The sequence below is a fragment of the Streptomyces sp. NPDC107654 genome, from assembly GCF_055639035.1.
This window is the reverse complement of the sequence record NZ_JBVKBI010000002.1, coordinates 293752-306213: the sequence shown is the minus strand read 5'-3', so window position 1 is coordinate 306213 and position 12462 is coordinate 293752. Positions and strand designations below refer to the sequence as shown.

Here is a 12462-nt window from a genome sequence, read left to right as displayed (position 1 = left end):
GGTGAGTGTTCGGCCCTGGGCGGGTGTGCCGCTTACCTGCGCTGACGGTCCACTAGCGTTCGCGTCCGTCCGTCGTTGTCTGCTGGCGTTGTCACGCAGTTAGACACTCACCCGAGGCGGGCGCGCGTTCTGGCAGGGCCTGCCCTCAGGGACCGAGCACACCCAGCGCGCCGAGTACGAGGCACGCGGTACCGAAGAGGAAGAACCCACCCACGGCTATCGCGGCTGCTCCGAGCTTCATAGCGCCGGCACTTTTGCCCTCTTGCGGCACAAGCGAGCCCGACGCCTGCTGTTTGAAGTCGAGATACGCAGGGAGGCGACCGGTTCGCCGTAGCGTCCGCCCGACACTAATGAGTGCTATGCCAAAGATCAGCGTGAGCAAGCTCGTCTGGAGCTGGTAGGCCGGGTCATGCCCGTCCGAGACAGCGATGATCACGAAAGTCCCCCCGGACGTGGCGGACAGCGCTGCTGCCCGGCGGAAAGAAGCGCCCCATCTTGCCGTACGGCCACCCCTGGGCGGAAACGCGTATGGTCCGGGCGCGCTGACCTGGGGCTTCGCTGCTGCGTGCTGTGGCTCTGTCCCTGTCGGTCGCCGTTGGTCGGCCTGCCCCCTCGCACGGCCCAGAGACGGCCCAGAGCTGATCACCAGGACCGGTTCGCCGGCCGACGGCGGCCACCATCGCACGGGCCGCATGAACCTCAGCCGCCGACAGCCAGCCACGGCGGCGGACGCGCCGACCGACCAGGCGCGCGTATGTCTCGCTGCACCCCCACCGGCCTCAGCCACGGTGCAGTGCCGTCGCCGGGAGCAGCCACGCCGGCCGGGCCGTGCGGTCGGGTCGGAGTCGATCGCCCCCCAGCCCTCAGCTTGGGAGCTGCGATCATCTGGAGGCAGTTGAAGGGCCGACCTGGGCGAACGGTCGGTACGTGGCCCTCACGCACTCGGCATCTTTCCCCGTGACTCCCCGCTGTTCCCCGCCCGATCTAGTGCGGTTGTGGTGCCGCGCTTGGTAGGTGGCCCGGCCTGGACCGAGCTGCCTCATGGTGGTGCAGCCTTTTGTTCGGTAGTTCTACAGAGGTCGGTCGCTGAGGCTGCTGGACCTCGTTGCTGTTTCGCAGCCGCCCCACCGGGCGCGTCTGTCGTGTCGTACCCCGCCTCAGCTCGGACGGTCTACCGGGTTGGCGGCGGGGTATGCATCATGTAGCTTCGTGACGGAATTCACGACAGCGCTAATAGCGGGCTTGATCGGACTTATCGGAACTGGGATCGGCGCGGCTGCTACAGCATGGGCTGCAAAGATCGGCGCCAACAAGAATGTCGAGGCTGTACGCGGACAGGCGCAAGATCAGGCCGCGAACGAACACGCGCACTGGTTACGACAGCAACGTCTCACAGCATGCGAGGGGTTTCTCGACGCATGGGACGAATGTACCCGCAGGCGCAAAGAGCTTGCGCGAGGTGTAGACGCCAGCCAACACGATGCTCTCCGCGCAGAATTGAGTCGATCGGCTCAGCTCATGTTGGAACGTGCGAGGCGTATATCAATACTTGGCCCCAAAGAAGTTTCCCTAGCAGTAGAATCCATATCCCAGGCGACACTAGAGAACGTCGAGAAGGAAGATAGGTTCGGCCGGTACATCACACAGGCGCTATCGAAGCTAAGGGAGCAGGAAGCCCAGATGCGGGACCTCCAACCTAACCTTCAGTTAGACGAGTTCAAACAGGTAATCCAGCACGCCGGGGACTTGGAGAAAGTGATGGAGTTGTACCCCGTCGAGCAACTGGAGGGGATCGTAGGGCGGGCTGAACAATCCGTCGGCGAGATGGAGGCGTGGGCGCAGAAGGCGGCCGAATTTGGGAAACTCGGGAGTGAAATAAATGATGAAGGTGCGCGTTTCTTAGAAGAATTCAAGCGCAATATAAAGGTTGCGGAAGACAACAGGGCGATCTTCCTTCAAACGGTCCGGAGTGCACTTGCAAGTCCACCAACCCGTAAAGGTTAGGCGTTCGAGCTAGAAGCGAAGACGGATGTTCGCTACTGGCACTCTCCCGCTAGTCTTCATCGCGCTGAAACTCAGGTCGCGTGGCGAAACCGTATTCCTGCATCCAGATCCTCGTACAGCAGGTTATTTTCTCCAGGCTAGTTACCTGGGCTCCGAACTTCTTTCCGAGACCGGTGAAGCTGAATGCATACGTTGCCGTTGAGGCATCCACCTGAGAGCCGGTGAGAGCTAGATCCTCAAGAGGAATATCGTAGTGGGCGTGGATCTTCATCCGCGCAAGATTGCGCGCCTCTTCTTCTGAGGCTAGGTTCTCCCATGAATCACGCGTAGCGCGCTTTCTGATTTTTTCGAAAGCCCCTTTAATGGCGGCCTGTACGGCTACTACGCCCAAGCCGCCGCCCATGCCGCTACTCATCTGGATAACGAACTCTGCGAACGATCCGGAGGCACCCCAGGAGTGGTGGCCATGCCTCCCACTCAGGACGAAGTTGGCTGGATATTTGCCGCCCTCGGCCCATGCTATACGAGACAGTTCCTCAAGAATCTCCTCGGTAGACATATCGACGTGTTCAAGATCGACCTCCCACACTTCTTCCGGATAGGCAGTCGGGTGAGGGACAATCTGGACCGTGATACGAGATTCTTGTGCTTGCACCGTACCTCCAGAGGAGACTGTGGCGGATAATACACAGACGCCAGGTCTCGTCTGGTGGGTTTCAGAAGATTGGGCGGTCCGACCGTCCAAGCCACGACGTACCTCTTCTCTGACGTCAGGCAGCTGATTGTTGTGCGCGCAGCCCGGGCGCCGGCCGGGCTGGAGCGGGGCGGAGACAGGAGCGCAGGCCCGGCCGGGGGCCGGGCCGCGCGCGGTGAGCGGAGCGAGCCGCCTTGATGAAGTAGGGAAAGTCTTATCCCTCGGGCTGGGACCGCTCGGCTCGGTACTCGTCGAGGAGGCTGAAGAATAGCTCGATCGCGGGTACGCCTGCTGCTTCGGCGTCACGCTCAATCTCGACCGGCCATCCCAGAGCGCTGTGCTGGCCACGACGCTGCTGCACCCACTCTTCGAACGGGCCTCGGTCGTCGACACCCCAGAGAGGGAAGTCGTCCTCGTGGACGCCGTGGACTTCCATCGCGACTCTGTAGCCGATCAGGATCGAGTCCAGGTGCTGGAGGGAGCGGCGGCGCACCCACATGCCAGGGCGTTGCCGTATCTCGTCGAGGAACTCGTAGACGCCTCCCAACGCGCTGAGACGGCTGGGTTCCTTGGCCGAGGTGCTCTCCGCTGTCATGACTGCCCCCTACCGGCGAAGCAGGTGCTTGCCGTCGTGACTACGAACGTGTGGGCCGTCGCTGTCCAGTGCGTCCAGGAGGCGGACGGCGAAGACTTCCGACATACGCTCAGACACTTCTTCCGGCGTGAGCCAGTCGACGGCCGTCGACTCGCTGGACGTGCGCTCGGCCCCGCCGGAGGGCTTGCACCTGAAGACCAGGGCAACGACGCCACGGGTCGTGTTCTTGTAGACCCCGGTCAGTTCGTCCACCTCGACGTGGATGCCGGTCTCCTCCAGGACCTCGCGGGCGACGCCGGCCTCCGGGGTCTCGTCGAGTTCGAGTACGCCGCCGGGGAGCTCCCGCCGCCTGATGGAGACGTCATACGACGTGAAGATCTACAAGATCCTTACGTACAGGGGCGCTCGGAAGACCACGTACACGGTCCGCTGGGTGGTCGCGGGCAAGCGCTGGCGCGAGCCCTTCAACACCGTCGCGCTCGCCGAGGGCTTCCGCTCCGAACTCATCCGGGCGACGGGCAAGGGTGAGGCGTTCGTCATCGCGACCGGTCTGCCGGTGTCTCACCGCTCCAAGTCGGCTGCCACGAGCTGGTACAGGTTCGCCATCGAGTACGTCGACGCTCGGTGGCCTCAACTCGGCGGCAACAGCCGCAAGAACACGGCCAAGACCCTGACCGCGACCACCATCGCGCTGCTGCGGGCCAAGCCCACCCAGTTCGCACCCTCGGCCGTACGCACTGCTTTGCGCGAATGGGCGTTCAACACCAACCGACGCCCGGACGCGCCCCGGGACGTGCTGGCCATCCTCCGGTGGGTTGAGCGGAACTCCTTGCCCGTCTCGGCCTGGGAGGACCCCGAGAAGGTCGACCAGGTCCTGCTCGCCATCGACACGCGCCTCGACGGCAAGCAGGCGGCGGCCTGGTCGAGGAAGCGCAACCGCCGGATCCTCAACGTCGCCATGAAGTACGCGGTCCGCCGGCGCATCCTGCGGGTCAACCCCCTGCCCAAGGGCAAGGAGTCCACGGCCGTCACGAAGACCACGAACGCCGTCGACAAGCGGTCCCTCCTGAATCCCGAGCAGGCCGCGGCGATCCTCGACTGGATACGGCGCCGGCCCCGGGGTGGCAAGCGGCTCCACGCCTTCTTCGCCACCTTGTACTACTGCGGGCCCCGGCCTGAGGAAGCCGTAGCCATGCGCGCCGAGGACGTGACGCTGCCCGTGCCAGGTGCCGACGACCAGGGGTGCGAGCTGCTGATCCACACGGCGACCCCGGAGGTCGGGAAGCAATGGACCGACACGGGGGAGATCCACGAGCGACGCGATCTGAAAGGACGTGCGGAGGGTGAGACACGCACCGTTCCCGGGCATCCGGCCCTCACGCGCATCCTGCGCCGACACATCGAGGACGAGCAGCTCCAGCCGGGTGATCTGCTCTTCCAAGGCGAGTTCGGCGGCATCCTCGCCGGTTCCGTCATCCGGCGGGCGTGGCGCAGCGCGCGCAAGGCCGTGCTGCCCCCGCACGTCTTCGAGTCGCCCACCGGGCGGCGCGTCTATGACAACCGGAACACGCGCCTGACGAAGTGGCTCAACGACGGCATCCCGCCCGCCCAGGTGGCCGAGTGGGCCGGAAACAGCGTCGCCGTGCTCCTGGCGACCTACGCCCGCTGCGTCGACGGGCAGCTGCCGGACCTAAACGGCGGCTGGAAGCTGCGGGTGACCTCCCGGAGGAGGGGCCGGGCGCTGGCTGACATACCGCCGGTCAAAAACTTCGACACGTATTCGACACGGCCACCCGCGAAATCCCGGTGACAGCCGGACAGCCCCGGAGCCTGCCCTTGATCGTCGAGAGGGCGTCCGGGGCTTCGTCGTGTCGGCTGGCACCTGTCCCGACCAGCAAAAAGCCCTCCCGAACGGGAGGGCGAGGGGTGGCGCCCCCGGCAGGACTCGAACCTGCGGCCAAGCGCTTAGAAGGCGCCTGCTCTATCCACTGAGCTACGGGGGCCGGGTGGGGTGGCCTCGTGTGCGGTGCCCTGGTGGGGGCTGACCCGTGACGCTGCCGGGGACAAGGATAGGGCTCCCGGTTCCTTGACCCTGTCGCTTCCCCTCCGTGGCTCGATGTGGAGGTTCGGTGAAGCGGTCCTGATAATCGCAGGCAGGTACGAATCGTGCACCGCTTTTGGCGTCCGACGCCCCCTGGTGTTGTGCACTCGTTATGCCTGGCCTGTGCCCTTGTCCTGGTCGTCCCTTCCATCCGTTCTGTCCTGTCGGCGCGCAGACATGTCTATATGCTTCAGAATTCCCCTAAAATTGGGCATTCTTCGCATGTGGTGACCTTGGACGTACGGCCTCAGCTGCTCGACACACTTTCCGCTCTGCGCGACCGTGTCGCCGCCGCACGCTTTCCGCTGCCCCTCGCGGGGGCGCCACGCGCGCGTGCCAACCGCGACGAACTCCTCGCGCAGCTCGACGACTATCTCGTACCCCGCCTACGGGAGCCCGAGGCGCCGTTGCTGGCCGTCGTCGGCGGTTCCACCGGCGCGGGCAAGTCGACGCTCGTGAACTCCCTCGTCGGTCGGCGGGTGAGCGAGGCCGGCGTGCTGCGGCCGACCACACGGACACCGGTACTGGTCTGCCATCCGGAGGATCATCACTGGTTCAGCGGCATGCGCGTGCTCCCTCAGCTCACCCGCGTGTGGGTGCCCCACCAGGACCCCGCCGACGAGTTCCTGCTCACCGAGGAGGACCCCGGGCGCGTGCTGCGCGTCGAGACCGCCGACAGCCTCCCGCGCGGGCTCGCCCTCCTCGACGCCCCCGACGTCGACTCCCTGCTCGCCGACAACCGCGTCCTCGCGGCGGAACTGATCTGCGCCGCCGACGTCTGGATCATGGTCACCACGGCCGCCCGTTACGCCGACGCCGTCCCCTGGCACCTGCTGCGCACCGCCAAGGAGTACGACGCGACCCTCGTCACCGTCCTGGACCGGGTACCCCACCAGGTCGTCTCCGAGGTCTCCCGGCAGTACGGCGCCCTGCTCACCAAGGCCGGGCTCGGCGACGTGCCCCGCTTCACCGTGCCCGAGCTCCCCGAGTCCGCCTGGGGCGCCGGCCTGCTGCCCGCCACCGCCGTCGCGCCCCTGAAGAGCTGGCTCGTCCACCACGCCCAGGACCCCGCCGCCCGGCAGCAGGTCATGGCCCGCACCGCCCACGGCCTCCTCAACTCGCTCAGATCCCGCATGCCCGAGCTGGCCGGCGCCGCAGCCGCCCAGTACGCGGCGGCCCTCCGGCTCACCAACGCCGTGGAGACCGCCTACGACAAGGAGCACGCGCGCGTGCGGGCCCGCCTCCAGTCCGGCGCCGTACTCGCCGGGGACGCCCTCAAGCGCTGGCGCGCCTTCCCGCTGGACTGCACCGCCGGGGAACTCCTGGACGCCCTCGTGGAAAGCCTGGCCGCCCTCCTGCTGTGCGCCGTCACCGCCGCGGACGAGCGCGTCGACGACGCGTGGCGGCGCGAGCCCGCCGCCGAAGCCCCGGAACTCGCCGCCCGCGAGACCTCCCTGGAGAGCGCCGAGCACCGCATCGGGCTCGCTGCCCGGCGCTGGCGGCGCGAGCTGGAGGAGTACGCCGAGGACGAGGTACGGGTCCTGGAGCGCACCGGCGCACCCGACCCCGAGGTCGTCGCCGCCCTCGTCGCCACCGCCGTTCTGGGCGGGCGCCGGGCCCGTACCGCGGGTGAAGGGCTCGCCGAGCGGCTCGGCGCCCACGGCGTGCTGCGGCTGCGCGACCGGGCCGGACGGCTGCTCGCCGAGCACGTGGACCGGGTCATGCACGCCGAACGCGAGCGGCGCCTCGCCCCCCTCGACGCCCTGGACGTCCATCCCGAGCCCCAGGCCGAACTCATCGCCGCGCTGTCGGTACTGCAGAAGGAGAGGTGACCCGTGACCGCCGTCACTGACCACGACCACATGGATCACACCGAGCACATGAGGCGCATCGACCACGGCAGCGACCACGGCAGCGACCACGGCGGCAACACCGGTGACAGTGGCGAGCGCCGTGACAGCAGGGGCATCGAGCAAGCGCGGTCGAGCGGCCTGGAAGGGGAGCGCGGCGAGGACGAGCGCGGCGACGGCGAGGCCGGCCGCTTCACCCCTCCGTCCCGGGACGCGAACCCCTCCAACGACGTGAAGAAGAAGGAGGAGAGGGAGGAGAGGGAGGAGAGCGACGGGAGCGGGGGCGCGGGCCGCGGCGCGGGCGCGGACACCGCCGGCGGGCGTCCCGTGCGCGTGAGGGACGAGCTCGCCCAGAGGGACAACCAGAAAAACAACCAGTACGACAGGGGCGGCATGACCGGGCCCGACGCCGAAGGCAAACACTCCGCGCGCGGGCACAGCGCCGACCACCCCGCGCGCGGGCACAGCGCCGAGGAGAGCGGTGCCGTATCCGTCCCCCGGCCGCACACCTACTCGCCGACGAAACCCCGCCCCGCGGCCGACGACACCCCCTCCACGGCCGGCCACCCCACCGGCTCGCCCACAGCTGCCCCGAAGAGCGGGCACGCCACCGGCGCCGAAGCCACCCCCTCGAAGACCGGCCACCGCACCGACCCCGGCGCCACACCTCCGAAGTCCACGGCGGTAGCCCCTGCCGCGCCCTCCAAGCCGGCCGCCGGACCCCGTTCCGCGCCCCCCGCGCCCGCCGCCGGTTCCGACGCGTCGCCTTCCCGAACCGGCACCGACGCCGCGCCTCCCAAACCCGGCACGGATCCCGACTCCGACGCCTCCGCGGAGGCCTGGGACGACGGGCTCATCGCGCGCCGAGTCACCGAGGCCAACGCTGCCGCCCTCGCCGCCGAGCGCGCCTCCGCCGCCGAGCCGGCGCACCGCGGACCCGGCAGTCACGCCCCGGCCCCACTGGCGTACGACGGCCCCTTGCGCTCCCGTCTGGACGCCCTGCGCGAACTCGTCGGGCTCTCCCGCACCCGCCTGGACAGCCGTACCCTCGCCGAGGCCGGCCGTGTCCTGGACGAGGCCGCCGCGCGCCGCAAGCTCTCCGGCCGGCACACCGTCGTCGCCCTCGCGGGCGCCACCGGCAGCGGCAAGTCCCAGCTGTTCAACGCGCTCGCCGGCGTCCCCATCTCGGAGACCGGCGTACGACGGCCGACCACGGCCGCGCCCATCGCGTGCAGCTGGAGCGACGGCGCCGCCGGCCTCATCGACCGGCTGGGCATCCCGGGCCGGCTGCGCCGCCGCCCGCTGCACGGCCCGGACGCCGAGGGGCAGTTGCGCGGGCTGGTCCTGGTCGACCTGCCCGACCACGACTCCGCCGCCGTACAGCACCGCGAGCAGGTCGACCGGATCCTGAAGCTGGTCGACGCGGTGATCTGGGTGGTGGACCCGGAGAAGTACGCCGACGCCGTCCTGCACGAGCGCTATCTGCGGCCGATGGCCGGCCACGCGGAGATCATGTTCGTCGTCCTCAACCAGGTGGACCGGCTCCCCGGGGACGCCGCCCACCAGGTCCTGGACGACCTGCGGCGACTGCTGGACGAGGACGGCATCGCGCTCGGCGAGTACGGCGAAACGGGCGCCACCGTGCTCGCCCTCTCCGCGCTCACCGGCGAGGGGGTCGACGATCTGCGCGAGGCGCTCGGCCAGTTCGTGGCGGAGCGCGGCGCGGCGGCCCGGCGTGTGTCGGCCGACGTGGACGCCGCCGCGGCCGAGCTGCGGCCCGTCTACTCCACCGGGCGGCGGATCGGCCTCAGCGAGGAGGCGCGTGAGGAGTTCGCCGCGCGGCTCGCGGACGCGGTGGGCGCCACCGCCGCGGGCGAGGCCGCCGAACGCGCCTGGCTGCGCAACGCCAACCGGGCCTGCGGCACGCCCTGGCTGCGGCTGTGGCGCTGGTACCAGGGCCGGAGCGACTCCACGACGGGCCGCCACCAGGTGCGCACCCAGGCCGACGAGGAGGCCACGGCCCGTCAGCGTGTCGAACAGGCGGTCCGTACGGTGTCCGACCGGGCCTCGGCCGGGCTGCCGGTGCCCTGGGCGCAGGCGGTGCGCGAGGCCGCCGTACGCGGCTCCCAGGGGCTGCCCGAGGCGCTGGACGAGCTGGCGGCGCGGGCCGGGCTGCCGACGGGCCGGCCGCTGCGGCCGGGCTGGTGGCCGGTGGCCGTGCTGGTCCAGGCGGCGATGACCCTGTTGCAGATCGCGGGCGGCGCGTGGCTGGCGGGGCAGATCGCCGGGCTGATGGCACCCAACCTGGGGGTTCCGGTGCTGCTGATGGTGTGCGGGATCATCGGCGGGCCGCTGGTGGAGTGGGCCTGCCGGATGGCGGCGCGGGGTCCCGCACGGCGCTACGGCCAGGAGGCGGAACGGCGCCTGCGGGAGGCGGCGGCGAGCTGCGGCCGGGCCCGGGTGCTCGATCCGGTGGCATCGGAACTGCTGCGGTACAGGGAGGTGCGGGAGCAGTACGGCCGGGTCGTGCGGAGCGGGGCCGGCGTGGGCTGAGGGGGTGTGCGGGGTGGTGGGTGCCTGAAGGGCCGCCGAGGGGGGAGCCGGTGGCGGGGGGAGAGAGAGGGTCTCCGGGGCGGGGGATGAGGGTGTCCGGGGTGGATGGGGGGGGTGGGGAGACGCGTCCTCACCCGAACGGGTGGCGGAGTTCTCCACAGGCGGGGGGCCGTCCACAGCGCTCAGCGGGCTCGGCCCGACGGAGGCAGTCTGGGGTCACGGCGATCGCACGGCGGGTCCGGCCGGAGAGACGGCGGGCGGTGCGGGCGGTCACGGGCTGGTGCGGCGCGTACGGCAGGTCGTACGCGCCGCACGGCGGACGCAGCCGTACGGGACGGGCCCGTACGCGTGCCCGCCCGGCCGCAAGGGGACGGGCGGAGGAGGGGAGCGAGGACATGAACGAGACCATCGTCTGTGTGGTGGGCAACGTGGCGACCCAGCCGGTGTACCGCGAGGTCGCGACGGGGCCGTCGGCCCGGTTCCGGCTGGCGGTGACCGCGCGCTACTGGGACCGGGAGCGCGGCGCGTGGACGGACGGGCACACCAACTTCTTCACCGTGTGGGCCAACCGGCAGCTCGCGACCAACGTCGCCGCATGCGTGGAGGTGGGCCAGCCGCTCGTGGTCCAGGGCCGGCTGAAGGTGCGCACGGAGGTCCGGGAGGGGCAGCAGCAGTGGGCCTCCGCCGACATCGACGCCGTGGCGATCGGCCATGACCTGTCGCGTGGTACGGCGCTCTTCCAGCGCGCGGCCAAACCCGACGGACCACCGGTGGCGGCCCGGCCCGAGCCGGCCTGGGAGACACCGCGGCCGGCCGACCCGCAGGACGACCAGGTGCGGCAACGGGCGGAGGAGGCAGTGGCAGTGACGTGACAACAGGCGGAGGACGCGGTGGCCGTGGCGTGACAACGGGCAGCCGACGCCACGGGCGTGACGGGACATCAGGCTGCGCGCCGCGCGTGTCCCCGCACTCGTTGGCCGCTGCCGCACTGGCGGAGCCGTCGGTGTGAACACGCCGTACGAACCGGTGGATTTGTCGATATGGCCAGCTCACGCAGGGTCCCGGGGATAACGATTGCGGATCGGATCGGCCATCGGATGATCCGACCGTCGGGTGGGGCTCCGGCTGATCCATAGGATGCCGGAGCGTGCCCCTAGGGGCTGCCGATTCTGCTGGTGGGACCGTCCCCCACGTCCAACGGGTCCTGCTCGAAGGGGAATTCTGTGCTTGCTGCGCTCTCTGGGTTCCGCCGGTCCACCCGACCGGCCCGCCTGGCCACCGCCGCCACGGTGTCCGGCCTCGTGGCCGCCGGCGTGCTCTCCGGCGCCGGTACGGCCCTGGCGGAGGGCAGACCCCAGACGCAGGGCGGGGCCACGGCCACGCTCAACGGCCTGAAGACCTACGGCGAGGCCGTGATCCACGAGGACGGCGGCGACCAGCGGGTGTCGGCGGGCCTGTTCGAGATGTCCGTGGACGGCGGCGGCACCCTGCAGACGTACTGCGTCGACCTGCACAACCCCACCCAGCGGGACGCCAGGTACCAGGAGACGCCCTGGAGCGGCACCTCGCTGGGCACCAACAAGGACGCGGGCCGGATCGGCTGGATCCTGCGGAACTCCTACCCCCAGGTCAACGACCTGGCCGCGCTCGCCCGGCGGGCGGGCACGAGCGGGCTGACCGAGCAGGACGCGGCGGCCGGCACCCAGGTGGCCATCTGGCGCTACTCCGACGGCGCGAAGGTCGACGCCGTGGACCCACAGGCGGAGAAGCTCGCCGACTATCTGGAGAAGAACGCCCGGGGCGTCGCCGAACCGCAGGCCTCCCTCACCCTGGACCCGCCCGCCGTCTCCGGCCGGCCGGGCGACCTGCTCGGACCGGTGACCGTGCACACCAACGCGGGCGCGGTCACCGTGAGCCCGCCGGCGGACGCGGCCGCCGACGGCGTGCGGATCACCGACCGGACCGGCAAGGTGATCACCTCGGCGAAGGACGGCAGCCGGCTGTACTTCGACGTCCCCGAGGACGCCACTGGGGACCCCGCCGACGCTTTCGGCAGCGAGGGAGGCACGGCCCAGCTGACCGTGCAGGCGTCGACCACCGTCCCGGTGGGCCGGGCCTTCGCCTCCGAGAGCCGCAGCCAGACCCAGATCCTGGCCGGTTCCAGCGAGTCCACGGTCTCCGCGACCGCGACGGCCGTCTGGGCGGCCGACGGCGCCATACCGGCGGTCTCGGCCCGCAAGAACTGCGCCAAGGGCGGCGTGGACATCACCACGGTCAACAAGGGCGACGAGCCGTTCACCTTCCGGCTGATGGGCGCCGAGCACACGATCCCCGCGGGCGCGGTCCGCACGGTGACCGTGCCGCTCCAGGAGGACCAGGCCTACGACTTCACGATCACCGGCCCGCACGGCTTCAGCCACCGCTTCACCGGCGTCCTGGACTGCAGGACCCAGGGCGCGGTCACCACGCAGACGGCCCAGCTCCGCAACGAGCCCAGCCCCGCCACGGTCGGGGGCGGCACGGTCCCCGACACCAACCTGGCCGAGACCGGCGGCTCCGCCATCACGCCCCTGATCGCGGGCGTGGCCATCGGCCTGGTGGTGATCGGCGGTGCGGTGCTGGTGGTGCTCCGCCGGAAGGAGACCCCGCCCGGCGCGTGAGCGGC

The 12462-nt window shown here is 70.2% G+C and carries 10 protein-coding genes and 1 tRNA gene; 6 read left to right on the top strand and 5 right to left on the bottom strand.

Annotated features, from left to right (window positions below):
• Positions 1-145 precede the first annotated feature (145 nt).
• Positions 146-436 carry a hypothetical protein gene (locus tag ACZ7N4_RS04440; RefSeq protein ID WP_471353639.1) on the bottom strand — a complete coding sequence of 97 codons (291 nt, stop codon included), beginning with the start codon at positions 434-436 and terminating at the stop codon, positions 146-148.
• A gap of 773 nt (positions 437-1209) precedes the next feature.
• Here ACZ7N4_RS04440 and ACZ7N4_RS04435 point away from each other — a divergent pair.
• The gene (locus ACZ7N4_RS04435) at positions 1210-2004 is read left to right on the top strand and encodes a hypothetical protein (protein ID WP_471353637.1); all 795 of its coding nucleotides are present in this window, start codon (positions 1210-1212) and stop codon (positions 2002-2004) included.
• A 49-nt stretch (positions 2005-2053) separates the two neighbouring features.
• On the opposite strand, the gene ACZ7N4_RS04430 is transcribed toward ACZ7N4_RS04435, so the two are convergent.
• The 3 genes from ACZ7N4_RS04430 to ACZ7N4_RS04420 form a co-directional block, all read right to left on the bottom strand.
• Positions 2054-2659, bottom strand: a complete 606-nt coding sequence (locus ACZ7N4_RS04430) for a hypothetical protein (RefSeq protein WP_471353635.1) — start codon at positions 2657-2659, stop codon at positions 2054-2056.
• 253 nt (positions 2660-2912) lie between these two features.
• Positions 2913-3293 (bottom strand): hypothetical protein, encoded by a 381-nt coding sequence (locus ACZ7N4_RS04425; RefSeq protein WP_471353633.1) that lies wholly within the window; start codon positions 3291-3293, stop codon positions 2913-2915.
• Between the two features lie 9 nt (positions 3294-3302).
• A complete protein-coding gene (locus ACZ7N4_RS04420; protein ID WP_471354266.1) occupies positions 3303-3671 on the bottom strand; it encodes an NUDIX hydrolase in 369 nt (122 codons plus the stop codon).
• Here ACZ7N4_RS04420 and ACZ7N4_RS04415 point away from each other — a divergent pair.
• Positions 3646-5103, top strand: a complete 1458-nt coding sequence (locus ACZ7N4_RS04415; RefSeq protein WP_471353631.1) for a tyrosine-type recombinase/integrase — start codon at positions 3646-3648, stop codon at positions 5101-5103. The two genes, ACZ7N4_RS04420 and ACZ7N4_RS04415, sit on opposite strands and share 26 nt — an antisense overlap.
• Before the next feature lie 117 nt (positions 5104-5220).
• Here the strand turns inward: ACZ7N4_RS04415 and ACZ7N4_RS04410 are convergent.
• Positions 5221-5296 (bottom strand) — tRNA-Arg (locus ACZ7N4_RS04410).
• A 322-nt stretch (positions 5297-5618) separates the two neighbouring features.
• On the opposite strand from ACZ7N4_RS04410, the gene ACZ7N4_RS04405 reads away from it, so the two are divergent.
• The 4 genes from ACZ7N4_RS04405 (at position 5619) to ACZ7N4_RS04390 (ending at position 12457) form a co-directional block, all read left to right on the top strand.
• Positions 5619-7226, top strand: a complete 1608-nt coding sequence (locus tag ACZ7N4_RS04405; RefSeq protein ID WP_471353629.1) for a dynamin family protein — start codon at positions 5619-5621, stop codon at positions 7224-7226.
• 3 nt (positions 7227-7229) lie between these two features.
• Complete coding sequence (locus ACZ7N4_RS04400; RefSeq protein ID WP_471353626.1) at positions 7230-9797, top strand: YfjP family GTPase; 2568 nt, start codon at positions 7230-7232, stop codon at positions 9795-9797.
• A 395-nt stretch (positions 9798-10192) separates the two neighbouring features.
• A complete protein-coding gene (locus tag ACZ7N4_RS04395) occupies positions 10193-10669 on the top strand; it encodes a single-stranded DNA-binding protein (protein ID WP_471353624.1) in 477 nt (158 codons plus the stop codon).
• A gap of 351 nt (positions 10670-11020) precedes the next feature.
• The gene (locus tag ACZ7N4_RS04390; protein WP_471353622.1) at positions 11021-12457 is read left to right on the top strand and encodes a Cys-Gln thioester bond-forming surface protein; all 1437 of its coding nucleotides are present in this window, start codon (positions 11021-11023) and stop codon (positions 12455-12457) included.
• Positions 12458-12462: the final 5 nt, after the last annotated feature.